General features: G+C 40.9%; 25 protein-coding genes. 8 read left to right on the top strand and 17 right to left on the bottom strand.

The genetic code is table 11. The annotated features are described in order from the left end of the window. Positions 1 to 133: 133 nt before the first annotated feature. Together NST81_RS05480 and fabI are read right to left on the bottom strand one after the other, a co-directional pair. Positions 134 to 367 carry a hypothetical protein gene (locus NST81_RS05480; protein ID WP_048622900.1) on the bottom strand — a complete coding sequence of 78 codons (234 nt, stop codon included), beginning with the start codon at positions 365 to 367 and terminating at the stop codon, positions 134 to 136. Positions 368 to 485: 118 nt separating this feature from the next. Next, the gene (gene fabI / locus NST81_RS05475) at positions 486 to 1,256 is read right to left on the bottom strand and encodes an enoyl-ACP reductase FabI (protein WP_327803812.1); all 771 of its coding nucleotides are present in this window, start codon (positions 1,254 to 1,256) and stop codon (positions 486 to 488) included. Positions 1,257 to 1,528: 272 nt separating this feature from the next. Between fabI and prpE the strand changes: the two genes are divergently transcribed. Continuing rightward, positions 1,529 to 2,269 carry a bis(5'-nucleosyl)-tetraphosphatase PrpE gene (gene prpE / locus NST81_RS05470; protein WP_341028769.1) on the top strand — a complete coding sequence of 247 codons (741 nt, stop codon included), beginning with the start codon at positions 1,529 to 1,531 and terminating at the stop codon, positions 2,267 to 2,269. Positions 2,270 to 2,289: 20 nt separating this feature from the next. Here prpE and NST81_RS05465 read toward each other — a convergent pair whose 3' ends face one another. From NST81_RS05465 to NST81_RS05450, 4 genes are read right to left on the bottom strand one after another with little or no spacing between them, the layout of a single operon-like run. Beyond that, on the bottom strand, positions 2,290 to 3,207 hold the full coding sequence (locus tag NST81_RS05465; protein WP_327803815.1) for an RluA family pseudouridine synthase: 918 nt from the start codon (positions 3,205 to 3,207) through the stop codon (positions 2,290 to 2,292). A gap of 17 nt (positions 3,208 to 3,224) precedes the next feature. After that, positions 3,225 to 4,022 (bottom strand): NAD kinase, encoded by a 798-nt coding sequence (locus tag NST81_RS05460; protein ID WP_003353645.1) that lies wholly within the window; start codon positions 4,020 to 4,022, stop codon positions 3,225 to 3,227. Further along, a complete protein-coding gene (locus NST81_RS05455; RefSeq protein WP_003353646.1) occupies positions 4,019 to 4,690 on the bottom strand; it encodes a GTP pyrophosphokinase in 672 nt (223 codons plus the stop codon). Before NST81_RS05455 ends, NST81_RS05460 begins: the two co-directional genes overlap by 4 nt. A gap of 56 nt (positions 4,691 to 4,746) precedes the next feature. Beyond that, positions 4,747 to 5,121, bottom strand: a complete 375-nt coding sequence (locus tag NST81_RS05450) for a UPF0738 family protein (RefSeq protein WP_082142253.1) — start codon at positions 5,119 to 5,121, stop codon at positions 4,747 to 4,749. 101 nt (positions 5,122 to 5,222) lie between these two features. On the opposite strand from NST81_RS05450, the gene NST81_RS05445 reads away from it, so the two are divergent. The 7 genes from NST81_RS05445 (at position 5,223) to NST81_RS05415 (ending at position 11,115) form a co-directional block, all read left to right on the top strand. Continuing rightward, entirely contained in the window at positions 5,223 to 5,801 is a 579-nt protein-coding gene (locus NST81_RS05445; RefSeq protein WP_048622895.1) for a CYTH domain-containing protein, read from the top strand. Positions 5,802 to 5,821: 20 nt separating this feature from the next. Continuing rightward, on the top strand, positions 5,822 to 6,454 hold the full coding sequence (locus tag NST81_RS05440; protein ID WP_053083219.1) for a lytic transglycosylase domain-containing protein: 633 nt from the start codon (positions 5,822 to 5,824) through the stop codon (positions 6,452 to 6,454). A gap of 350 nt (positions 6,455 to 6,804) precedes the next feature. Further along, positions 6,805 to 7,200 carry a globin domain-containing protein gene (locus NST81_RS05435; RefSeq protein ID WP_003353650.1) on the top strand — a complete coding sequence of 132 codons (396 nt, stop codon included), beginning with the start codon at positions 6,805 to 6,807 and terminating at the stop codon, positions 7,198 to 7,200. Then, entirely contained in the window at positions 7,200 to 8,054 is an 855-nt protein-coding gene (locus NST81_RS05430) for a ClpXP adapter SpxH family protein (protein WP_003353652.1), read from the top strand. The genes NST81_RS05435 and NST81_RS05430 overlap by 1 nt, the downstream gene beginning before the upstream one ends. A 328-nt stretch (positions 8,055 to 8,382) precedes the next feature. Next, a complete protein-coding gene (locus tag NST81_RS05425) occupies positions 8,383 to 9,039 on the top strand; it encodes a 5-bromo-4-chloroindolyl phosphate hydrolysis family protein (RefSeq protein WP_003353653.1) in 657 nt (218 codons plus the stop codon). After that, complete coding sequence (locus NST81_RS05420; RefSeq protein WP_341028761.1) at positions 9,036 to 10,220, top strand: toxic anion resistance protein; 1,185 nt, start codon at positions 9,036 to 9,038, stop codon at positions 10,218 to 10,220. Before NST81_RS05425 ends, NST81_RS05420 begins: the two co-directional genes overlap by 4 nt. 718 nt (positions 10,221 to 10,938) lie before the next feature. Continuing rightward, entirely contained in the window at positions 10,939 to 11,115 is a 177-nt protein-coding gene (locus NST81_RS05415) for a hypothetical protein (protein WP_003353655.1), read from the top strand. Between the two features lie 151 nt (positions 11,116 to 11,266). Here NST81_RS05415 and pepF read toward each other — a convergent pair whose 3' ends face one another. From pepF to pstC, 11 genes are all read right to left on the bottom strand, one after another. Continuing rightward, entirely contained in the window at positions 11,267 to 13,084 is a 1,818-nt protein-coding gene (pepF, locus tag NST81_RS05410; RefSeq protein WP_341028758.1) for an oligoendopeptidase F, read from the bottom strand. A 112-nt stretch (positions 13,085 to 13,196) separates the two neighbouring features. Beyond that, complete coding sequence (locus NST81_RS05405) at positions 13,197 to 14,399, bottom strand: competence protein CoiA (protein ID WP_341028755.1); 1,203 nt, start codon at positions 14,397 to 14,399, stop codon at positions 13,197 to 13,199. 124 nt (positions 14,400 to 14,523) lie between these two features. Beyond that, positions 14,524 to 15,183: an adaptor protein MecA gene (mecA, locus tag NST81_RS05400; protein ID WP_327797936.1), complete on the bottom strand. Its 660-nt coding sequence runs from the start codon at positions 15,181 to 15,183 to the stop codon at positions 14,524 to 14,526. A 394-nt stretch (positions 15,184 to 15,577) separates the two neighbouring features. Continuing rightward, on the bottom strand, positions 15,578 to 16,243 hold the full coding sequence (locus NST81_RS05395; RefSeq protein WP_341028752.1) for a YcnI family copper-binding membrane protein: 666 nt from the start codon (positions 16,241 to 16,243) through the stop codon (positions 15,578 to 15,580). A gap of 15 nt (positions 16,244 to 16,258) precedes the next feature. Then, positions 16,259 to 17,908 carry a copper resistance CopC/CopD family protein gene (locus NST81_RS05390; protein WP_341028751.1) on the bottom strand — a complete coding sequence of 550 codons (1,650 nt, stop codon included), beginning with the start codon at positions 17,906 to 17,908 and terminating at the stop codon, positions 16,259 to 16,261. 28 nt (positions 17,909 to 17,936) lie between these two features. Continuing rightward, on the bottom strand, positions 17,937 to 18,509 hold the full coding sequence (locus NST81_RS05385) for a DeoR family transcriptional regulator (protein ID WP_327797940.1): 573 nt from the start codon (positions 18,507 to 18,509) through the stop codon (positions 17,937 to 17,939). 911 nt (positions 18,510 to 19,420) lie between these two features. Then, positions 19,421 to 20,077 carry a phosphate signaling complex protein PhoU gene (gene phoU, locus NST81_RS05380; protein WP_003353664.1) on the bottom strand — a complete coding sequence of 219 codons (657 nt, stop codon included), beginning with the start codon at positions 20,075 to 20,077 and terminating at the stop codon, positions 19,421 to 19,423. 57 nt (positions 20,078 to 20,134) lie between these two features. Beyond that, a complete protein-coding gene (gene pstB, locus NST81_RS05375; RefSeq protein ID WP_003353665.1) occupies positions 20,135 to 20,908 on the bottom strand; it encodes a phosphate ABC transporter ATP-binding protein PstB in 774 nt (257 codons plus the stop codon). Between the two features lie 25 nt (positions 20,909 to 20,933). Continuing rightward, on the bottom strand, positions 20,934 to 21,797 hold the full coding sequence (gene pstB / locus NST81_RS05370) for a phosphate ABC transporter ATP-binding protein PstB (protein WP_445662356.1): 864 nt from the start codon (positions 21,795 to 21,797) through the stop codon (positions 20,934 to 20,936). 15 nt (positions 21,798 to 21,812) lie between these two features. Beyond that, positions 21,813 to 22,697, bottom strand: coding sequence for a phosphate ABC transporter permease PstA (gene pstA / locus NST81_RS05365; RefSeq protein ID WP_341028750.1), 885 nt, complete (start codon positions 22,695 to 22,697; stop codon positions 21,813 to 21,815). Further along, a complete protein-coding gene (pstC, locus tag NST81_RS05360) occupies positions 22,694 to 23,599 on the bottom strand; it encodes a phosphate ABC transporter permease subunit PstC (protein WP_341030474.1) in 906 nt (301 codons plus the stop codon). Before pstC ends, pstA begins: the two co-directional genes overlap by 4 nt. Positions 23,600 to 23,648 lie beyond the last annotated feature (49 nt).

Below are 23,648 nucleotides of genomic sequence, written 5' to 3'. Positions count from 1 at the left end.
TTTAATAGAGTGCTCCGGTAAAGGATTCCACTATTTTCAATGAATGAATGCTGACTGAAAATTTTTAAGTAGGCTATCTGCTCCATTGGACGATTCCTCATTTTGATTACTTTCGTTTGATGTCTATGTGGCATCATCCGCTATGATGATTAGAATCGTCTTTATGGTCATCCAATTTGTCCGCTTTAACGAAGGTATTGTCCTGTTCTTTTGCCGCGTTCAAGATAGGTGGTTCTGCAACAGTCTCGTTCCTCTGTATTTCCATCGTGTACTGCTTTTGCATCGGAGTGTTCGGCAGGGGAAATTTAGGCTGACTGATATACAATAAAGGCGGTCTCGACTGTTTGATTCTTTGGCTTTGTTCCATTCTCAACCCTCCATTCTGATCGAACCTTCCTTATTGTATGCTGCGACCGCCCATTTGTTGATAAATAAAAAAGCTGGCTTGAAAAGAGCATCCTTTCCAAGCCAGCCCATCGACTCGATTAAAGCGCCGTAATATGAAAACCAGAATCCACATGTATATTTTCGCCGGTGATTCCACGTGACATGTCGCTGAATAAAAATACAGCCGTGTCGCCAACTTCTTCTTGTGTAGTAGTTCTTCTAAGCGGCGAGCGTTCTTCAATAACTTTTAAGATCGAGTTAAAGTCGCTGATCCCTTTTGCCGATAGCGTACGAATAGGTCCTGCCGAAATCGAATTGACACGGATTCCATATTTCCCTAAATCCGCAGCCAAATATCTCACGCTTGCCTCCAAAGCTGCTTTAGCCACACCCATCACATTATAGTTGGTTACCACTCGTTCACCGCCTAAATACGTCATTGTGACGATGCTTCCACCTTCTGTCATCAACTCTTTCGCTTCTCTGGCGACGGCGGTTAATGAATAAGAAGAGATATTTTGAGCGAGAAGATATCCATCTCTGGAAGTGTCCACATAGTCTCCGCTTAAATCCTCTTTATTGGCAAAGGCAATGCAATGCGCAAGACCATGAATGACCCCGACGCGATTTTTTATTTCCGCGAAACATTTTTTAATATCTTCGTCATTGGTGACATCACACGGCAAAACAAGCGAGTCCTCGTTTAAAGATTCTGCCAGTTCCTTCACGCTTTTTTCCAAACGTTCTCCTGCGTATGTAAAAATAAGACGCGCCCCAGCTTGATGAAGGGAACGAGCAATGCCCCATGCGATGCTCCGCTTATTCGCGACCCCCATCACCACAAACGTTTTTCCTTTTAAAAGATCCATGTTCCGTTTCCTCCTAATACAAGTTATTAGAACCTGATAAAAAGTTTAGCATGTTTCCATACAGAAAAAAAGCCCTGATAAAAAGGCTTCCGGATTCTGCATGTGAATCAAAAACACTGCGTTCTATCCGTTTTCCTTATTGCTTTTTCAATTCCTTTCTTTTTCCACGTATTATGTTTTATTTTGAATAATGAAAAAAGACGAAATATGTACTTCTCAATGGACAAAAAGGAAAGAATAAAAAGAAACACGACGACTTGGGGGAATTGAAAATGAACATCGATATTATTGGAGACATTCATGGGTGTTTTCAAGAATTGGTAGAGCTGACCGAAAAACTTGGATACGACTGGAAAAAAGGCATTCCTGTCCATCCAAAGGGAAGGGTGCTTTCATTTGTTGGAGATTTGACGGACAGAGGGCCTCAGTCTCTGAAAGTGATAGAAACGGTCTACCTGCTTTGGAAACAAAAACTTGGTTACTATTCGCCAGGCAACCACTGCAACAAGCTCTATCGCTACTTTCTCGGAAATCGTGTTCAAATTTCCCATGGGTTGGAAACGACTGTAGCCGAACTGAAGGCTCTCCACGAAAAAAATGCCGCCCATTATCGGCGCATGTTCATGGAACTCTATGAAAATGCCCCTCTTTATCAAATTCTAGACGAAAGCCAATTGATCGTCGCTCATGCCGGCATTCGTGAACAAGATATTGGAAAAAACAATCAACGCGTCAAAACTTTCGTCTTGTACGGCGACATTACCGGTGAAAAACATGCGGACGGAACTCCCGTTCGCAGAGACTGGGCCAAATATTATCGAGGAAAAGCCTGGATTGTTTACGGACACACTCCTGTAAAAGAACCACGAATTCTTAACCGAACTGCCAATATCGATACAGGGGCTGTATTTGGCGGAGCCCTCACCGCTTTTCGTTGGCCCGAACTCGAAACGGTGAGCGTTCCTTCCACGATGCCCTTCGTCCCCGAAAAATTTCGAGAAACATGGGATTAACTCTTGAGATTCCACTGAGACTAGAGGTCGATCTTAGTATGGAAAGCAAGAATTTGTTTCATATCCAACGGCAACGGTTCACTAAACTCCATATCCCTTTGGAATACAGGATGGTAAAATTGAAGATTAGCGCAGTGGAGGGCCTGTCTTGAAATGAAGCTCGTATTCCCGCCGTAAAGATCATCTCCCAACAGCGGATGTCCGATAAAAGACAGGTGGACGCGAATTTGATGCGTCCGTCCGGTGTCCAATGTCAGCTGGACATGGGCAAATTGGTCGTATTGCCTAAGCACTTCGTAATGTGTACAGGCATACTGGCCATCTTCTCTTACAGTGCGTTCAATAATGCTTGACTCTTTTCTTCCAATGGGCTTTTCGATCGTTCCTTGTTGGTTTAAAAAAATTCCTTCCGCAAGGGCTTGATACGTTCTTTTCACCCCGCGCCTTTTTTGCATTTCGCTGAAAAGATGATGAATGTGGCGGCTTTTCACCGCCAGCACCAACCCAGACGTATGGCGGTCAAGCCTTGTCACAATATGGGGAGCCGCCTGAATCCCTTTCTTTTCATAATATCCTAATAGTGCGTTTGCAAGGCTTCCCGATGGATGCTCCCGGGAAGGAATCGTATTCATTCCTGCAGGTTTGGAAATCACGAGTAAGTATGGATCCTCATACACAATCGAAAGCGGAATATTTTCTGCCTGCAAACTTTCAGATGGCGTTTCTGGGGGAAATACGACAATCAGTTGCTCCCCTTTTTTCAAGCGATAGCGAACATTTTGCTCCTTGCCATCAACCATTATTTTTCCACCCGAAAATTTGATTGCGGTTAATGCTCGCTTGGAAATATGCTGTTTTCCTAAAAATTCTCTAATGAGAAGACCATCGGCATCTTCATGGATGACCCACTCAAGCTTGAAAGGCATAAAGGTTTTCATATTGCTCCTCACCGTTGTTAATCTTCGGAAATAAAAGAATCACGCACCCGCTTCCAAAACGGAAAAGGGCGGAAACGGGCAAAACGGATCGTTTCATTCGCTACCCGATATTGAATCGATTTAACATCCTTATGTAGAAGCGTTAAATGATCGATGGTAATCAAAAAATCCATTTTATTAACCGGCTTTAACATACAAGTATGATGAGAAGGCAAAATAAGCGGAGAGCCGACTGTCCGGAATACCCGATTATTAATGGAAGCCATTTCTGCAATTTGAATCGCCCTGATAGAAGGATGGATAATGGCTCCTCCCAGCGCTTTATTATACGCTGTGCTTCCCGAAGGGGTCGATACGCAGAGTCCGTCTCCCCGAAAGCGTTCAAAATGGGATCCTCTGATTTCCACATCCATCACTAAAGTACCGTCCACGCTTTTCACCGTCGATTCATTCAAAGCCAAGTATCTCGTTTCTTTTCCTCCGTGCTGGTAGCGAATAATGATTTCAAGAAGGGGATATTCGACCACTTGAAAGGGGGTTCTTGCGATCGCGATGACCAGTTTTTCGATTTCTTCGGGAACCCAGTCGGCATAAAATCCCAAATGTCCCGTATGTATTCCGACAAAAGCCGTTTTGGAAAGCCTTGAACTGTAGCGATGAAAAGCATACAGCAGCGTGCCGTCTCCCCCCACTGAAATGACAATATCAGGCTGGTTATCGTCATAGGTTAAATCAAAATCCTGCAAATACGTTCGGATTTTGTGCATAAGCGCATTGGACTTCGCATCTCCTTTGGACGTGATCGCAAATTTCATTTTTCTGTCCCCCCTTTTTGATCCGATATTTTGTCATTGTGATCCTTTTTCGCTTCTTTCTTCTTTGTGAAAAAAGCCTGGGCTTCTTGAATTTCTTCTCGAATTTGCGACATTTCCTCATCCAATTGAAAGGCTGCTTCGGCCGCTCTCTGCAGCCTCATTTCGATTTCTTTCGGAAAACGGCCTTTATATTTATAATTTAAAGAATGCTCGATCGTAGCCCAGAAATTCATGGCCAACGTACGAATTTGAATCTCGGCTAAAATCTTTTTCTCTCCATAAATCGTTTGGACGGGATATTCGATGATCACATGATAAGAACGGTAGCCACTTGGTTTTTTATTTGAAATATAATCTTTTTCTTCTACAATCGTAAAATCTTTTCGCATCCGCAAAAGTTCTACCACTTTCATAATATCGTCCACAAATTGGCACATCATCCGCAAACCAGCTATATCCTGCATTTGCGTTTCCAATTGATCCAGCGGAATCCCTTTTTGATTGGCTTTATCCAAAATGCTGGCGATCGGTTTCACCCGCCCGGTAACAAACTCAATAGGAGAAGGAATGTTCATCAATTCAAATTGTGACCGCAGCCCTTTCAGTTTCACCTTCAGCTCATCTACAGCTTGCTTATAAGGCGCTAAAAATTGATCCCAGTGATTCACTTTCTTCACCTCACAAGAGGAAAATATTCTTTTCCCCTATTCTATATAACCGGCCGTTACTTTTCGAAAAAAACAGATTCTACTTTTGCCACCATTTCTTCTCCATAATTGCTGTTTCCTTCTATGTTGTGGATTAAATAGGAAAGTTCATCAGAAAATTGAGTTAATTCCAATATTTCTCCTTCAATATCGGCTTTCACTGCTGCGTCCGTTTGCAGCGCTTTATGTAAATCCGCCCAAACAGGCTCGTGTATGTAAAGATATATATATTCGTCTTTATCTTCCGCCAAATAAATAAAAGCGAATTGATCGGAATCGACGATCATTTGTCCGCTTGCTTTCAAAGCAGGAAAAGTCTCCTTTTGATCGGTTTTCAGAATGAGATTTTTTCCATCCCATTCGGACTTTGTAAAGTGAATTTTCTTTCTCATCTTTTGTCTCCCTTCCAGGACTTTTGATGCAATCATTGATGTTTTTCATGATTCAAGACATAATTATATTATCATTTTTTAACGGAAAAGAGGAATGTTTCATGCCTAAGCAGCTAGAAATTGAGTTTAAAAATCTGTTGACCGAAGAGGAATTCCATCGTTTGGCCGACCGTTTCCGCGTCAGCCAAAATGACTTTTTTTCGCATAAAAACCATTATTTTGATACACCTTCTTTTTTATTAAAAGAAAAGAAAATGGCTTTGAGAATTCGCGAAACTAACAACCATTTTGAACTTACATTAAAACAGCCTTACGAAAAAGGCCTTCTTGAAACCAATCAAACTTTAAATTCGGAAGAAGCGACCATGATGCTGACTTCCGGCATGATCCCCGATGGAGAAGTGAAGTCGGCATTGATTCAATCTTCTGTTCCACTTTCAGAATTAAAATGCTTCGGCACTCTGACTACTTGCCGTGCTGAAATTCCTTACAAAGATGGCATTCTCGTATTGGACAAGAGTTGGTATTTAAATACTCAAGATTTTGAGCTAGAATATGAAGTAGAAAATTATGATGTCGGAAAAGAAAAATTCTTATCACTATTGCAGCAATACGGTATCCCGGTCAGAAAAACGGAAAATAAAATCAAACGTTTTTATAACGCACTGATGTCGAAATAACGAAGCAAGGAGGAAGGATTATGGTCAATAACAATTGGTTGGGGCTTATCACGCAATTGAACGCTCTTGGCAATATCGCCTCTTCTCCCGTTCAATCCATGTCGTCACAAACACTTTTTCAAGAGGAACCGCTGAATTCATTTGGCGTCATTTTCCAGGAAGCGTTAAAAGAAGGCTTAGAAATCATAGAAGATTATGAGAACCATCATTCGGCTCCTCCTTTGATCACTAAGCCCGGCGCAGATGTGATCGCTTCTACAAACGATTCTTCTGTAAAAACGGATTTTGATGAATACATAACGAAAGCGGCTGAAACGTACCACGTTCCGAAAAAACTGATTCAAGCCGTCATCAGGCAAGAGTCTAATTTCAATCCAAACGCCGTCAGCCCTGCCGGCGCAATGGGATTGATGCAATTGATGCCCGCAACGGCAAGGTCGCTTGGAGTCAGCAATCCAATGGATCCCGAAGAAAATATTTTTGGGGGAACCAAATATTTGCGGCAGCTTCTCGATCGCTTTGACAATAATATTGAGCTTGCTCTAGCCGCTTATAACGCCGGTCCCGGAAACGTAGAAAAATACGGAGGCATCCCGCCGTTTCAAGAAACAGAAAATTATGTACGCAATATTGCTCAACAATTTTATGCATAATATATAATATAAATCCGGCATGACAGTTTCCATCTTCTTGAACAGGATATGAAAGAGATTGAGCATCTATTCGACCTTATTTCAGAAGCTGGGAGCTGAAATCTATCGCCGGTCTTTTTTCCGCTTTTTCACTAAATGTGATATACTATTTTTGAAAAATGTTTATCTTTTTGCGATTTGTATGTGCTTTTATGTGCAAATACGTTACGGCGAAACTTAGGTGCATTTTGAACGCCAACGTTGATGAGGGCACCGAACCCACCGTTAAAAGCTATTTGTTTGAGTTCTCTTTCTATCACTGATACAATAAGCTTAAAATACTAACACTAAGGATTGAAGGAGCCTGAATAATGGTTGAAAATGCGGTAACGCCTTATGATGTCATCGGTGAAAAGAAACTTTCCGATTTAGTAGACGCTTTTTATGCCAATGTGGCTAAAGACCCTGATTTATCCCCTATTTTCCCTGATGACCTAACCGAAACAGCCAGAAAACAAAAACAATTTTTGACCCAATTTTTAGGGGGGCCTCCTTTATACTCTCAAGAACATGGTCACCCCATGTTAAGAGCGCGGCACATGAATTTTCCGGTTACACCGAAACGTGCAGAAGCCTGGCTCAATTGCATGAAAAGGGCAATGGATAAAGTGGGACTGGCGGGGGAATTTCGTGAATTTCTCTTAATGCGACTGACGCTGACGGCCCATCATATGATCAACACACCCGAAGAACAAGGTGAAGTATAGTGGAACAAATATTTTTTTTCCAAAATTGCTGCAGCAAAGAAAAGAAACCGCTGGAAATCTACTTTTTTATTGATCCGTTGTGTCCTCAATGTTGGGCGTTGGAACCGATTTTAAAGAAACTGCACATTGAATATGGACAGTATTTTCGTCTTAGACACATATTAACGGGAAAATTGACAGCATTAAATATCGGCAAAAAAAGGCATGAAAACATGGCCCAATATTGGGAAAGAACAGCAAGCCGGACGGGGATGTCCTGTGACGGAACTCTCTGGCTGGAAAATCCTATTTCCTCTCCTTATATCGTTTCTGTAGCCATTAAAGCAGCCGAATTGCAAGGCAGAAAAGCCGGAAGCCGATTTTTAAGAAAGGTGCAAGAACGATTGTTTTTAGAAAAACAAAATGTGACGAAGATGGATGTTCTTGTACAAAGTGCAGAAGAAGCGAATCTCGATGTAGAAGAATTTAAAAACGATTTGCATGCCGATCCGGCAGTAAAAGCTTTTCAATGCGATTTAAAAATCACCTCGGAAATGGAAGTAGATGAAATTCCAACTTTGGTGTTTTTTAATGAGAATATCGAAGATGAAGGAATTAAAGTTACTGGAACTTATCCATATGAAATTTATGTTCAAATTATCCAAGAGATGCTGCCGGAAACGCCTGAGCCTTTATCTCCACCCCCGCTCGAAGTATTTTTGAAACATTATCAATTCGTGGCCACTAAAGAAGTGGCTGTTGTCTATGATTGGGAGACGGCCGATGCTGAAAAAGAGCTTAAGAAGCTTATGCTTCAAAGAAAAGTGGAAAAAATACCTGCAAAGCACGGGGTTTTTTGGAAATATATCGGTTAAAAAGCAAGTGTTCTTTTACAAAAGGATCACTTGCTTTTTATTTTTTATGACGAAATTTTTCAAAATGCATTTTGAAGCAGTGTATGTACACGTTGCAAAGCATTGTGAATGAACGATCTTCTTTTACTTTACACCGTTTCCATTCCATCCTGCACAGAATTCCACCATGCTTTCCTCTCTCCCACTGAAGCCCACCCTCTTTTGGATTTTTTGTTTCTCATCATTATGAACATTTTGTTAATCTTTGATATAGTAGTGATGAATCCTTTTTTTCATTTGAATCGTATACAATAGAAGAACGACAAATATAGACAGGAGTTGCCGAAAAGTGAAATGGATTTTAGATCTCTTGATTCGGATTCTCATTACCATACCGTCGATGATCTTCATTTGGGCGCTCGTATATTTTCTGTTTCATCATTTATTTTGGTTATCATCGGCAGTTTCCATTTTTGCCGGTTTCGTGATCTACCAATGGCTAAAATGGATGATGACTGGAAAGTTTTTGAAACAGCAAGGTTTATCAAGAAAAGAATATCGCTTTATCCGCAAAAATTTAAAAGAAGCGAAGCTAAAAATGAAACGTCTTCAAAAAGCTTTTCTAAGTGTTCGCCAAATCGATACGTTCAGACTGTTTTATGACATGTACAAATTAGTCAGAAAAATATATAGTCTCATAAAAAAAGAACCGAAGCGATTTTATCAGGCAGAGTCATTTTTTTATGTTCATCTGGATTCAATGGTAGAACTCATTGAAAAATACGCCTTATTAAATACACAGCCCGTTCAAAATAAAGAAATGATACAAAGCGTTCAAGAAACGAAGCGCACTTTACAGGAATTGCATCATGAAGTGGAGAAAGATTTATATCAACTGCTTTCAAACGATATGGATGAACTCCAATTTGAACTGGAATATGCAAAACGCTCCCTCAGACATAAACACCCGCTCTCACGTCATGAAAGGAGAAACAGCACAAAATGACAGATGAAAAAAAATCGTTAACCCCTGAACATTCCAGTGATGGAATCGATGATTTACTTGCCAACCCTTTTGGAAGCAACGAATTTATATTGGATCAAAAAGAGAATCAAACGGAAGTCGGCCATAAAGCCGATTCTAACCGTTTAGTCGACATTTTGCCTGAAGAGCATCGTCAAAAAGCATATGAACTGAGCAAACAAATTGATCCCACCGATCATCAAGCCATCATTTTATACGGAACGCAAGCGCAATCTAAATTACTCCATTTCTCGCAAACGATGCTTGAACATGTACAAAATAAAGACATTGGCGAAATCGGCGATATTTTAAGCGAATTGATGCAAAAGCTTGAACAAGTAAAACCTGAAGAGCTGCAGCCGGAAAAGAAAAACTTTTTCCTGCGGATGTTTGGGAAAATTTCTCATTCGGTTCACGAAATATTATCCAAATATCAAAAAACGAGCGCTCAAATCGAACGCATTAGCGTGAAACTCGATCTTGCCAAACAAACATTGCTTCGTGATATCCAATTGTTAGAACAATTGTATGAGAAAAACAAAGACTATTTCCATGCTTTGAATATTTATATTGCGGCAGGCGAGTTAAAATTAGAGGAACTTCATACAAAGATCATTCCGGAACTGAGGAAAAAAGCGGAAACATCCGGCGACCAAATGGCTTATCAAGAAGTAAATGATATGGTGCAGTTCGCTGATCGACTGAAAAAACGTCTGCACGATTTAAAATTAAGCCGTCAAATTACGATCCAAAGCGCACCACAAATTCGATTAATTCAAAATACAAACCAAACATTAGCTGAAAAAATTCAATCCTCGATTATGACGGCGATTCCGTTGTGGAAAAATCAAATCGCGATTGCGTTAACGCTGATTCGCCAACGTCATGCAGTAGAAGCTCAAAAACAAGTCAGCAAAACAACGAATGAATTATTGCTGAAAAATGCTGAAATGCTAAAAGCAAACACCATCGAAACGGCTCAAGAAAACGAAAGAGGCCTCGTCGATATTGAAACACTGAAAAAAACTCAAGAAAACTTGATCTCGACATTAGAAGAAGTGTTGCACATACAACAAGAAGGCCGCGCCAAACGTTACAAAGTCGAGCAAGAGCTTTCCACAATGGAAAACGAACTAAAACAAAAGCTGCTGAATTTAAAGTGAAAAAATTAGAAGTGGGGAAACATCTTCCCCATTTTTTTATGAATGGAAACCTTTACGTGCAAGGTAGATACAAAATCAGCCTTTCATTGAACGAATGGACATAGCATTTCCACCATATCAACGAAGAATGTTCTCTCGGATAGCTCCTTTTAAAAATAAAGCCTAAAACAGTCTATGTCCGATCTTCCTAATACCGCCTTTTTTCCCCTCCTATCGACTCCCCTCATCTAAAAATCTATTCGACTTACCTGTTCTCCAGCCTATTAGTACTTTCTATTCTTCCGTCCAAAAACAAACATTCATTCATTAAACAACAGCCATTCACCGGAGCTTTGTTGCCCCCAAAAAGTAGGATTAAAATGACCATAAGATGAAATGAACACTATTTTAGTAGATTTTCGTCAATGTCCATCACAAAGAGAAAAGGCCTTGCAGTGACAAACTGCAAGGCCTTTTCTCGAACAAAGGGGATGGGAGAAATTTTTCACGGTCAAACAAAGGGGTATATGTTTGCTTGTGATCAACTTCACGTTTTTAATATATCAATTATTTTTTTAGTTTTCAAGAGTTTGCTCGAATTTTCACAGATTTGTCAAATTCCGAATGAATGTTAGAAAAAGAGCACATCAAGATGGGCTCTTCCCCTTATTCGAATGAATGGGATGCCCTTTTCATAATAATGAAATAGAGCAAAAAACAGCGAAGGAGGCTGTTTCGATTGAAAAAACTTCCCATTCTATTTCTTACCATTCTGCTTCTATTGACATTATTGATCAATTTGCTTGGACTTATGAAATTAGTACCCCTTTACATTACTTCCCCCATTTTATTTATTGTGATTTTTCTATTTATTAGTTATCTGAACGATCGAAAACGTTTTAAAGGATTTCGTTAAAAACTATGAATTTCTGCGGGGAAATGATGGAGAATTTCAAGGAAAGAAGTAATGTTTTTCCAATGCTCAATGGGACGTTCACCATCCCTGTTAATCGAAAATAACCATCAGCGGAGAGAAATCCCCACTGATGGCCGTTATTTCTCCTTTGTTATTGCTCTAATAATGATTCGAGTTCGGACAGCTTTTCTTCAAATACTTTCAAAGCCTGTTCAATTGGTTCAGGTGTCGTCATATCAACCCCTGCTTTTTTCAGCACTTCAATTGGATAATCGGAACTGCCCGCTTTTAAGAAATGATTGATGTAACGATCAACTGCCGGTTTCCCTTCGGTTAATATTTGTGAACTTAAAGCTTGGGCTGCACTGAATCCAGTTGCGTATTGATATACGTAATAATTGTAGTAGAAATGCGGAATCCGCGCCCATTCTAAACCGATTTCTTCATCGATGGTCATCCCCGTGCCAAAATACTTCTTGTTCAATTCATAATATTCCTTAGTCAATAGCTCAGATGTCAATGCTTCGCCGTTTTGTTCCTTCTGATGGATGATATGTTCAAATTCAGCAAACATGGTTTGACGGAAGACTGTGCCTCGGAATCCTTCCAAATAATGATTCAAAATATACATCCGCTCTTTTTCGTCTTTCAACGTTTTCAATAAATACTCATTTAAAAGCGCCTCATTGCATGTCGAAGCAACTTCCGCCACAAAGATGGAATAATCGCCATACACAAACGGCTGATTTTTTCTCGTATAGTAGCTGTGAACGCTATGACCGAATTCATGTGCAAGCGTAAACAGATTGTTCACATTGTCTTGCCAGTTCAAAAGAATATAAGGATTCGTTCCATAGGATCCGGAAGAATAGGCGCCGCTTCTTTTCCCTTTATTTTCTACAACATCCACCCAACGATTCTCAAAGCCTTTTTTCAAGACATTCAAATAATCGTTTCCAAGAGGAGCTAAACCTTTCAATACATAGTCTTTGGCTTCCTCGTAAGTTACATTCATATCGACATCTTGAACGAGCGGTGTGTAAAGGTCATACATGTGAAGATCATCGAGTTGTAACACTTTTTTGCGCAAATCCACATAGCGATGAAGCAAGTGAAGATGTTTATTCACTGTCTCCACTAAATTATCGTACACCTTCTCCGGGATGTTGTTAGAAGCCAGAGCCGCTTGGCGGGCACTTTCATAATTTCGAACCCTTGCATAAAAATTATCTCGTTTTACTTGGCCGTTCAGTGTGCTGGCAAATGTGTTTTGAAACTTTCCATATGTTTCATAAACCGCTTTAAAAGCTTCGCGGCGCACTCTGCGATCTTTTGATTCCAAAAATTGAATAAAGCGGCCATGGGTGATTTGTACTTTTTCCCCATTCTCGTCTTCAATGGCCGGAAACTCCAAATCGGCATTATTTAAAACGCCGAACGTATTGCTGGAAGCACTCATTACCTCTGAAGCTTGGGCCAGCAGCGCTTCTTGATCGGCATCAAGAACGTGAGGGCGCTCGCGGTTGATTTCTTCAATGGCGTGGCGATACAGTTTTAATTCTTCTTTTTCTTCTAAGAACTTTTCAAGTTTGCTTTCATCGATGCTCAATATTTCCGGAACGACAAAAGAAAGGCTGCTGGCTACTTGTGAATACAAGCTTTTCGCACGCGCATCCAGCCCTTGATAAAATGAATTTGTCGTATCTTCATCATATCTCATATGAGAATAGGCATATAATTTTCCCATCCTCAGCAGCAATTCATCTTGAAAAGTCAAAAGCTCATATAATCGATCGGCACTTTCTCCCAACTTTCCCTTAAAGGTAGCTGCTTTTTTCGCCAATTCTTTAACGGCTTCGAATTCTTTTTCCCATTCTTCATCGGAGGCAAATATATCTTCCAGCCTCCATTTCAGCTCTTCCGGCACTTCATTGCGAGAAGGCAACGTCTTTGCCTGTGTTTCTGTCATCAATATCCCTCCATCGAAAACGTCAGCATTCCATTCGTTTTTGTTCATCTCTTCGCATGAGAGTTTCACTATATATTTTACACTTATTTCCGAAATTATCCTGCTTGAGTGCTCAAATTTGGAGTGAATTTAATATAATCTCTTTATATTTGTTCAGCAATAGCCTCTCCTCTTGATACTGCTTGTCCACCGTGGAAGCGTCGATTGCTTTCTTTTGCACTTTAAATTTTCCTCCCCCTATATTCAGTAAAATATCCATGCTTGCAAGTAATTGAAAATATTGAAATACCGTCTTTTCTAGTGTTATCGGTTCAATAAGGGGAAACTCGCGAATCACCAACTCCCCTTTTTTTACACGTCTTAGTAAAACCACTAATCCTTGTTTAATATGAACGGTTTGACCGATCTTGACACGGTAAAGCAAATCGGACCATAAATAATATTGCCATTCGACGGGATGGCTTCGAATCCAGATGCTATGTTTGACGGGAAGTCCTATGCAAGAATGAAGAAGTTGAGGATTTTGGCCGTTGAAATAAACGGTTTTCAAAAACGGATCACGGAAAGCTTTGGAATAACGAATTTTACGGCTGATCCACCGTCGTTTTTCCTCAAGCCACTGAGCCATGGTAAAAAAGCGCGAGACACTCGGTTTACGTAGAGAGAACGGAAAAGCAAGCTGATCCATCAATAAGCTCACTTGTACGCCGAAAAATTTGACCGGCGAAAACGGAAAGAGGAAAAGATAAAAATGAAACATTTTCGTTTCTGGTTGGAAGGCAGGAAACCAATACCCCCAGTGTGGTGAGTATTGAAAAAACATTTGTTGAAAAGAAGAAAAAGAAAAAAGACGAAAACGATCTTGTGAAACGGTCTGACCTCCGTAAATCCAAAGCGGCTTTAAGCCGTGTTTTCGATAAAAGTCCGTTCGTTTTTGAAAAAGAGAGACAGAAAGGGGAGAACATTGGATTTCAATTGCGAATGGCGGATTTTTCAAAAGCAAATCGGGACGCTGCTGAATGGAGGGTAAATAAGCTTCTAATTGGACATCGAGCCGTTGATATCGAAGCCATTCATAAAGAAGAAGTTTGCTCGATAAATGCCGTTCCGATTCCCGCTCAGAAGAAGCAGGACATTTTTGGTTGGAAATATGAGCAAAATGAGGGATCTTCGTTGAACCGATTTTTAATGTGAGCGGAGAGCGGCAACAAGGGCAATAAAAACGTTTTTCCTTTTTCCATCGCTTTAATGCCTCCTTATCACGGCAAGACAATAAATGAACGGCTGTACCTTTTTCATCATAGGCAGTAAACACCTCCTCACCTCCCAACCTTAAGATTACGACATTCATGCTTCAAATCCCTGCGCCGTTTAAAAAACCGAAAAACCGTACAAAAAAACCGATTTCGTTTGAAATCGGCATCAATTTGGACATACGGTTAAGAGAAATACTTTTGCAGTGTACGGAATACATCGTTTTCTATAATGACTTTTCCGTATTCCTCCAGAACATGGATCGTCGTATTGGTTTCTTTCCCAAATTCAAGCAAGATGCTTAAATAATTATCGATATCTTCTTCCGTAAACAATTCCTCAGGAAATTCGACATATACATAATATTTATCGTCATAGGCAAAAAGCTTTGTTTGCAAGTCGTCCAGACCTGGCTGGGCAGCAAGTCCGATCAAGTCTTCAAAATCATTAAAAACCAGCAAAAATTCTAAAGAATCTTCTTCATCACCGTCTAACGGTCGAATGTGGAAATGCTGGTCTAACAGCTCTTCAAAACGCTCATCCATCGGGAATTCTCGCAGTTTCTCTTCCGGAATGGGCAATTCTAAGCGTTGACCGTCTTTGGAGATTTGCGCTTTCGTCACTAAGATTTCAAGCCCTTTTTCCAAAGCTTGCACTTGGATCCAGAGCGGTCCTTCCACAGCGAAATCTTCTTCCTCATGCACTTCATCCATTACTTCCCAAAAGAGTTCTTCACTGCGTTCCCGGTTATACCAGATTTCTTCGCGGTCAAAACCTCTTTCTTCTATATCAACATACGAAATGTAAAACTTGACTGTATTTTCATTTATACGTTCTATGTCCATTGATTACCTCTCCCTTCTGGATATAAGGTGATGAAGGGACTGCACCCCCGAGCACTGCTCTGTTCGTTGGTGATTGCATTACAATTATTTTTACCTTGTACTTCTATTTTATGATAAAACATCAGGAAAGGGAAATAAAAATCCCTCCCAATACGAAAATTCCTTGCTTTGCCTAAAACATAATGAACTGTGTTTTGTCATTCTATCTAAAATTTTTAAAATATTCAAGTGGAAATGATTGATTTGACCTAAATGAATTTTCTTTTTTAGAAGAACAACAAATTAGCAAAAAAACCGTTCGTTCCACACGCTTTAAAAAAGAATGATCTAATCTCTTCCCTTCTTTATATTCAAAAAGGGACAGGCATCCCCTGTCCCTTTTAAAAAATACTTGTTATGAGCGTTTTTTTCGACTTGCCACTATCAAGGCTATCAAAGAAAGAACAACAGCAGCGATCGACAGCACGACAGAAACCGTTTCTGCGGACGACCCATTGTGATCTGTTTGTTTTTTCTCATCAGAAAGAGATGTAACAGGTGAATCATGGTCGTGACCTTGCTCATCGGATTGCACCGTTTTTTGCGACGATGCCGTAATTTCTGTTACAGAATGCGGTGTATCTGTGTTTTCCGCTCCTGTCCACTCCACAATGCTTCCATCCTTATAGTATTGATACGCATTCCACGCCACTTTCGTTTCCTTATCCGGATTCTTGGCGATAAATTGAAATTGCTCAAATTGTCCCGGCAATATTCCATTGCCTTTCGCTTCCCAAGTCACCGTATTGACTTTTCCGGAAGAATCTTTTTCTGTTTTTATATTCCAGTTTGGATCCGGCTGATAAGACTCAAACTCCACTCCTGCCGGTATTTTTAAAACCACTTTCGTTGTAGGAACATTTTTTTCAACCGGAATTTTGATCGTATACGTTTCCCATCCTCCCGGTGTGGATACTTTTGGATTCACTGTCACATGGGCGCTGGCCATGCCGTTGAAAAAGAAAAAGGTTGCCGCAAGCAACAAAGCCGTTTTACTGATCTTACGAATCCATTGTTTCATCTTAACCACTCCTTTTTATTTTTTATCGCTTATATAAAGTTGAAAATCAGCATCAATCGAATCAAACGTTTGGGTCAAACCATGAATGTGTATTTTCCAATCCCCTTCCATAGGGATCGTTCCAGTTACATAGCCGGATCCCATGGATTTGGTTGGTACTTGAATCGTTGTATTTCCCATATCCATATCTAATGAATTCAATGTCATCACCACTTGCTGAAGCCCTTGAACGGATTTCCCTTGATTATTAACAATATTGATATAAAATGAATTTTTCCCAACGTCAGCTGGGTCTACTTTCAAAGAAACTACATAGCCGTTTTCTGTTTTCTTTGTTTCATGAAAAGCTCCATTTGCCTCGAAGGCAGTAGGCATATTGGCCAACATGGCGGCAACGGCTAACGTCAAAATTCCGACGGAGAATTCTATCCAAACCGTCCGCCCTAATATTTTTTCTTTTTTTCTGCCTCGAACCCAATGATAAGCAGCAAACGCCATCATCACTACAAATAAAAAGACTTTCGCCAGAAAAAAGCGGCCATATGTCGTTGAAATAACGGAATGCCAGTTAGGAATATGAATCGAGCCGCTGTAAAGTCCCGTTGCAAGAATAATCGCTGAAATGACCATACCCCAAACGGAAAAGCGATGAATGGCCTTCCAATAAGAAGACTTATAATCTTCTTGATCCTGTTGAGACAAACTGGACGGCAACAGAAAACATATGGACAACAACGATCCGAGCCAAATCGATGCCGCGGCTAAATGGAGAAAGTCAGCCATTAACGCCAACAATCGATGTTCAGCTGTGGCCGCATGTCCAATGAATGCCTTTGTTAAAAGCAGTCCGAACCCCACCATCCAAGAAGCGATCAGCCAGCCGCTGCGGTCATGGCGCAAAGCCTTTATCAGAAAAAGATACAGAAAGATTAAAAGGATCCATTGCGCTAAAAAAACAGGTCCGAAATTCGTATAAAATAGTGTATTTTTGACATATGAAAACTGAAAAGCGTTCAACCAGCTTACATCGGCGTCCAATTTTGCCTGCAACGGCAAGGAAAGGAGGATGCTGACAGTTATTCCGACAGCCGATATCCAAACTAGCAAATTCCTGCGGCTGAGAAATGATTCACGGCTATTTTTTTGAGGGGGCAAAATACATAACTGAAAAAAGATCACCCCGATCAATAGAGCATAACTCACATACTGCAGCCATCGAATTAAAATCATATCCGCTTTTGGAAAGTATCCTTTTGTTTCGTTTGCCAACGGTGCATTGCTTTGGCTTCCGTCTCCGATCCGGAATGGAATCGTCCCCTCCACAGGATGCCCATCGCCGGAAATCACTTTCCAACGGATCACGTATGTACCTTTTGGTAGATTCTTTTTTAAGCTGGCTGTCAATATAGAAGGATGGTTTTTCTCAACATGTCCGTCCCCCCTGTCGACTCTTTTTCCTTTCTCATCCAATACTTTCAATGAATGAAAAACGGGCTGTACGGCTTCATTAAACGTAATTTTTACATTAGCTGGTCCCTTATCCAATACCTCATTCTCTGACGGGGAAGATTGAATGATATAGGCATGAGCCTGCGACAACGAAGGATGAAAAACACACAGCATAAAAATAATGAATATCGCTAAACCGACTTTTATACTTTTCAAAGTCTCCAACTCCCAATGTGATCATGCCTTAATCGCAGCAGCTTGAGCTGAAACCTTTCATTTTTCGTTGAATATTTTGGATGGCTTCGTCAAAGGTATAAATTTGCCCGCCAAAACCAGTTTGAAATTGTCTAATTTGTTTCAGTGATTGAAAAACAAGGACTTGAGGATAGCAGCAATGCATATCAATATCGGCATCCATTAAATAGTAAGCTGTTTTAGCGCTGATAGTCGTATCGTTGAGAAAATCCTTGCAAAGAATTTGCGAAACGTCTTCTTCGATATCGTCATATCTCAACAGTCCGCAATGTGGACAGCAAGTTTCTTCAATACGCTGGTCCACCCTGATAATTTGGACGCTATGCCGGCTAGTGGATGTTTTATGACAATAAGAACAGATGTTGTGAGACGGTTGCGTCTCTTTTCGTATTGTAATCCCTCTCGAAGTTTTCACAATCTTTTTCTGATCCATTAATGCATTGATGTCCCTATAAACAGTCATTTCTGAAACGTTTAACCTCTTGCTTATTTCCGCTACACTTAAAAATTCTTCCGTCTCAAGCCATTTTACAATTTGCCGCTGTCTTTCAACCGGAATCATACAATTCCTCCTTCCTTTTCAAAGGTAGCTTTCTTTTCCCCACGTTTCAATATGTATGATCAAAAATATGTGAAAAAATGATGAAAATTTTTATTTTCTCACATATTTTCACATAACTTTTTGTTTCAATCAACCATCATTCATTCTCCTTAAAAAAATCAGCTGTTAGATCCTTTTATTTTTCTCTTTCGAATCTTGAGTTTTCCAAAATCGAGTAGGAGGGAGCGATTAACTCCCGTCCTCTCACACCACCGTACGTACGGTTCCGTATACGGCGGTTCAATTAAGATAATTGACGCAAGTCTTTATAACTTCCGTGAATAGCTGTTCTCTTTATGCCAGTGGTCACTCCACCCTCCAAGAGGTCTCCCACGGGATTCACCGCTTCCTCCCTCAAGTGAGGTACTACGTTTTCTGTGTTCATCATGACTCACTGAATACCAAGGGCTATTCTCTCTTAATTGTTCGGTCCTTCTTAGTTGTTCTAGACCAACTAATACTATGACCTCTGCTGACTTCTGACGGTTCAGCTACTTATCACTAAGTAGGTTATGAAGAGTACTTCACATATCCGCCAGACCTCCCCGGGTAAGTACATGCACTTTCACACCATCTATCCGCCTCATTTACTCGATATGACCTTCGACAGAAAGAGCTTTGTTTTGTTATGCAAACTCACTCCATCATACCTAGCCTTATATGAGGTTCGTGTTCCTCGGACCGGTGTTTTGCCTCCAGCTTCCTTCAGATTCCGCGTCACCACGGACACCCTTGCTCTTGGCTAACCTCTACTTCTGTCTTCGGGGTTCGGGACTTACACCCTATAGTTCATGTACATGCCGGGCGCACATAAAAAAAGCACGCTTTTTAATCAGCATGCTTTAAAGATTTATTGCTTCACAATGGTGCTGCTATTTATTTAATTCGACGATGGTACCTGTCTTCAAATACACAATCCATTCGCAAATATTTGTCACATAATCTCCGATTCGTTCCAAATGCTGAGCAGCAAGCAGGAGATGCGACGCTTGATGAATTTGTGATTGATTTTGTTTCATGTCTTCCACTAAATCTAATACAATCTGTGAAAAATAACGGTCTACCATGTCGTCCCTTTCGGACACTTTCACCGCCGTCAGCTCGTTTAAGGAAATATAGGCTTCAAGCACTTCGTGAACCATTTCTTTCACACATTCTGCCATTTGGGGGATTTTAATGAGCGGTTTTAAATAAATTTCATTTTCCAAACGGATGGTGATTTTTGCAATGCTCACTGCATGGTCAGCCATCCGTTCCAAATCGGTTGCCACTTTCAACATGGTCGCAATCTTCCTTAAATCAGTGCCAACCGGCTGCTGCGTTGCGATCAACTCAAAGCATTTCTTTTCAATTTCAATTTCATAATCATTGATCTTCGGATCGTTATGGATGACATTTGTTGCTTGCTCCGAATCTTTTTCGACCAGCGAATGCACGCTTTTAAAAATCGCTTCTTCCACCAGAAGTCCCATTTTTAACAACGTCTCATGCAGCTCCTGCAAACGAATTTCAAATAATTTTCTAGGCACTTTAGCCGAACCCCCTATCCTTTTTCTCGACCGCTTTTGTCCTGTCTGAAAAATAAATCATCCAAAACGACCGGAAATATAGTCTTCTGTCTCTTTTCTTTGTGGATTAGTAAAAATCGTTTCCGTATCGTTAAATTCAACAACTTGACCATTTAGGAAAAAGGCCGTTTCGTCCGAAACACGCGCCGCCTGTTGCATATTGTGCGTCACTATCACGATGGTGTAGGACTTTTTCAACTCTAAAATCAATTCTTCTATTTTTGCAGTAGAAATAGGGTCCAACGCGGAAGCCGGTTCATCCATTAAAATGATCTCCGGTTCGACCGCAAGCACCCTCGCTATGACCAAACGCTGCTGTTGTCCACCTGAAAGTCCCATGGCGGAAGTATGAAGGCGGTCTTTAACCTCATCCCATAAAGCAGCATATCGAAGACTTTTTTCCACTATTTCATCTAAGTCGCGAGTCTTTTTTATTCCATGGATCCTTGGTCCATAGGCAACATTGTCATAAATGGACATAGGAAACGGATTGGGCCGCTGGAATACCATGCCGACACGTTTCCTTAATTGAACGACATCTGTTTTAGGGCTGTATATTGGTTTTCCTTCAATGATGATATCCCCTTCGACGCGAAATCCAGCTATTTGATCGTTCATACGGTTCAAAGTACGCAAAAAAGTGGATTTGCCGCATCCGGATGGACCAATCAGTGCAGTAATATGATGTTTTTTCACTTCAAAATGAATGTTTTTCAACGCATGGAAGTCACCATAATAAACATTGACATTACGGGCCTGAATAATGGATTGTTGTTGGGTCGCAATGGCCATCTTGTTCTCTCCTCCGATTGAAACTTTAACCGAAATTTCCAGTAATATAGTCTTCCGTTTGCTTCTTTTTCGGGTTTGTAAAAAGTTCTGTTGTTTCCCCGAATTCAACGAGTTCCCCCATATAAAAGAAGGCCGTATAATCGGAAATCCGTGCGGCTTGCTGCATATTGTGCGTCACAATGATCACCGTGTAATCTTTTTTCAATTCTTCGATTAATTCTTCTACCTTGCCCGTTGAAACAGGATCAAGTGCCGAAGCCGGTTCATCCAGCAATAAAACGTCTGGCTCCATTGCTAAAGCTCTTGCTATGCATAACCGTTGCTGCTGGCCTCCTGATAAAGCCAACGCGGAACGATGAAGCCGGTCCTTCACTTCATCCCACAATGCTGCTTTCCGTAAGCTTTTTTCAACGATTTCCTCTAACAGCTGTTTATTTTTGACGCCATGGTGCTTCGGTCCGAAAGCCACATTCTCAAAAATGGATTTAGCAAAAGGATTAGGCCGTTGAAATACCATTCCAATCCTTTTCCGGATATCAAATACATTCGCTTGCGGATGATTTAAATCGATGCCTCTGTATAAAATTTCTCCTTCTATTCTGCATCCGGGAATTTCATCATTCATACGGTTTAAACTTCGCAAATAGGTGGATTTGCCGCATCCAGATGGACCGATAAGAGCCGTTACCCGATTTTCCATAAAAGAGGCGCTGACATTCTTGATCGCCAGATGGTTTCCGTAAAAAACACGTAAACTATTCGTTTTTAAAATGACATTTTCACTCTTTAATGGTTTTTCAGAACTGCTTTCTGGGACTGTCATTGTCACAGCTCCTGAGCGAACGTTTCTGCTCGCTTTATTTTCTTTCATCAGTGTTGTCGTCGCCATTCTGTTCTTCCTCCCTTAGCTTGATGTCATCCGCCGATAAATTCTTTTTCCAATCCAACGAGCGCTGACATTAAAGACTAATATAAATAACACAAGCACAGCAGAAGCCCCGCTAGATACGGCATTAACATCCGGTATCACCGCTTCGCCGTTTACTTTCCAAATATGGACAGCCAGAGTTTCAGCAGGACGCAGCGGATTTAACGGAGAGGTTGGGCTGAATGGATTCCAATTGGTAAAATCCAGATTAGGAGAACTCATTCCTGCGGTATAAATGAGAGCGGCCGCTTCACCGAAAACTCTTCCTGATGCCAAAATAATACCGGTAATGATTCCAGGCAGTGCAGCCGGCAGCAAGACGTGTTTAATCGTTTCCCATTTGGAAACGCCGAGGGCTAGACCTGCTTCTCTTTGTGAAGATGGAACTCCCCTTATCGAATCTTCCACTACCCGCACCATAAGAGGCAAATTAAACAATGTTAATGCTAATGCACCGGATAAGATGGAAAATCCCCAGCCCATCGAAATAACAAAAAAGAGAAAACCAAACAATCCTACTACGATGGACGGTAAAGACGATAGTACTTCGATGACCGTTCTCAAAATATTCGTCCATATATTTTTTTTCGCATATTCTGCCATGTAAATTCCGGCACCGAGCGATAGAGGGATACTAATGAGCATCGTTAACACTAGTAGATATAATGAGTTAAACAATTGAGGTCCTATTCCGCCACCCGCTTGAAAACTTTCCGGAGGCGATGTAATAAAATGCCAGGAAATATGCGAAAGACCTTTTAGCAATATATAACCAAGAAGCCCCACTAATAGAAGTACGAGTAATAGCGCGATGATATAAAACACGATTGTTGCCACACGATCAGCTATTTTCGCTTTCATTCAAAAGTCCTCCTGCGTCCCAAAATCCTTACAATCATAATAAACACTAAAGACATCAATAATAATATAAGCGCCAATGTCCACAATGCATTATTCTCCACTTGCCCCATAACGGTGTTTCCCATACCCATTGTCAAAATACTCGTCAAGGTGGCTGCTGGCTCCATCAACGATTTTGGAATCACGGCCGAGTTTCCGATTACCATTTGGACAGCCAAAGCTTCTCCAAACGCTCGAGCCATTCCAAAAATCATAGCTGTCAAAATTCCCGGACGCGCTGTTCTGAGTACAACCTTATAAATGGTTTGCCATCTTGTGGCCCCCAATGCAAGCGATGCTTCTCTCAATGAAGCCGGAACCGCAAGAATGGCATCCACCGATAAACTCATCATCGTCGGCAAAATCATGACGGTCAATACGATCGTCGCCGCGGCAATTCCAAACCCGCTGCCTGAAAAATGATCTCTTAAAAACGGCACTACTAAGCTTAAGCCAGTATATCCATACACTACGGATGGAATACCGACCAATAATTCAATAACCGGCTGCAATATCCTTTTCCCAAATTTCGGGGAAATTTCCGTCATAAACACAGCCCCACCAATAGCAAATGGAGCACAAATTAATGCAGAAAACAGCGTGACGGCAAACGATCCTACAATCATCGGCAATGCGCCAACTACTGGCTTCCCTTCTTTGTCTAACTTCCCCGGATCCCATTCTTTTCCAAAAAGAAAATCGGTAATGCTTGCTTTATTGACCACAAACGTGCTCAATCCTTTTGATGTCACAAAATACAAAATAGAGGCCGCCACAAAAACCATAAAGGCGACGCATAAAAGTGTCACCATTCTCCCGCGCCGCTCAATCCATATTTTTGATTTCGCACGAGCACTCTTCATTTTTGTCCACTCAACTACTCTGTCGCTCAATTCGGTTTCCCCTTTCCAA

The organism is Bacillus sp. FSL W8-0223, assembly GCF_038006805.1.
Taxonomy (GTDB): domain Bacteria; phylum Bacillota; class Bacilli; order Bacillales; family DSM-4216; genus Bacillus_O; species Bacillus_O smithii.
The sequence above is the reverse complement of the archived record's forward strand: the minus strand, read 5'-3'. Positions and strand labels throughout refer to the sequence as shown.

What these genes read in the sequence shown, in the direction of transcription:
- NST81_RS05480 (WP_048622900.1), bottom strand. Translation starts at nt 367, where the DNA reads ATGGAACAAAGCCAAAGAATCAAACAGTCGAGACCGCCTTTATTGTAT.
- fabI (WP_327803812.1), bottom strand. Translation starts at nt 1,256, where the DNA reads ATGGATCTTTTAAAAGGAAAAACGTTTGTGGTGATGGGGGTCGCGAAT.
- prpE (WP_341028769.1), top strand. Translation starts at nt 1,529, where the DNA reads ATGAACATCGATATTATTGGAGACATTCATGGGTGTTTTCAAGAATTG.
- NST81_RS05465 (WP_327803815.1), bottom strand. Translation starts at nt 3,207, where the DNA reads ATGAAAACCTTTATGCCTTTCAAGCTTGAGTGGGTCATCCATGAAGAT.
- NST81_RS05460 (WP_003353645.1), bottom strand. Translation starts at nt 4,022, where the DNA reads ATGAAATTTGCGATCACGTCCAAAGGAGATGCGAAGTCCAATGCGCTT.
- NST81_RS05450 (WP_082142253.1), bottom strand. Translation starts at nt 5,121, where the DNA reads ATGAGAAAGAAAATTCACTTTACAAAGTCCGAATGGGATGGAAAAAAT.
- NST81_RS05445 (WP_048622895.1), top strand. Translation starts at nt 5,223, where the DNA reads ATGCCTAAGCAGCTAGAAATTGAGTTTAAAAATCTGTTGACCGAAGAG.
- NST81_RS05440 (WP_053083219.1), top strand. Translation starts at nt 5,822, where the DNA reads ATGGTCAATAACAATTGGTTGGGGCTTATCACGCAATTGAACGCTCTT.
- NST81_RS05435 (WP_003353650.1), top strand. Translation starts at nt 6,805, where the DNA reads ATGGTTGAAAATGCGGTAACGCCTTATGATGTCATCGGTGAAAAGAAA.
- NST81_RS05420 (WP_341028761.1), top strand. Translation starts at nt 9,036, where the DNA reads ATGACAGATGAAAAAAAATCGTTAACCCCTGAACATTCCAGTGATGGA.
- pepF (WP_341028758.1), bottom strand. Translation starts at nt 13,084, where the DNA reads ATGACAGAAACACAGGCAAAGACGTTGCCTTCTCGCAATGAAGTGCCG.
- mecA (WP_327797936.1), bottom strand. Translation starts at nt 15,183, where the DNA reads ATGGACATAGAACGTATAAATGAAAATACAGTCAAGTTTTACATTTCG.
- NST81_RS05395 (WP_341028752.1), bottom strand. Translation starts at nt 16,243, where the DNA reads ATGAAACAATGGATTCGTAAGATCAGTAAAACGGCTTTGTTGCTTGCG.
- NST81_RS05385 (WP_327797940.1), bottom strand. Translation starts at nt 18,509, where the DNA reads ATGATTCCGGTTGAAAGACAGCGGCAAATTGTAAAATGGCTTGAGACG.
- pstB (WP_003353665.1), bottom strand. Translation starts at nt 20,908, where the DNA reads ATGGCCATTGCGACCCAACAACAATCCATTATTCAGGCCCGTAATGTC.
- pstB (WP_445662356.1), bottom strand. Translation starts at nt 21,797, where the DNA reads ATGGCGACGACAACACTGATGAAAGAAAATAAAGCGAGCAGAAACGTT.
- pstA (WP_341028750.1), bottom strand. Translation starts at nt 22,697, where the DNA reads ATGAAAGCGAAAATAGCTGATCGTGTGGCAACAATCGTGTTTTATATC.
- pstC (WP_341030474.1), bottom strand. Translation starts at nt 23,599, where the DNA reads ATGAAGAGTGCTCGTGCGAAATCAAAAATATGGATTGAGCGGCGCGGG.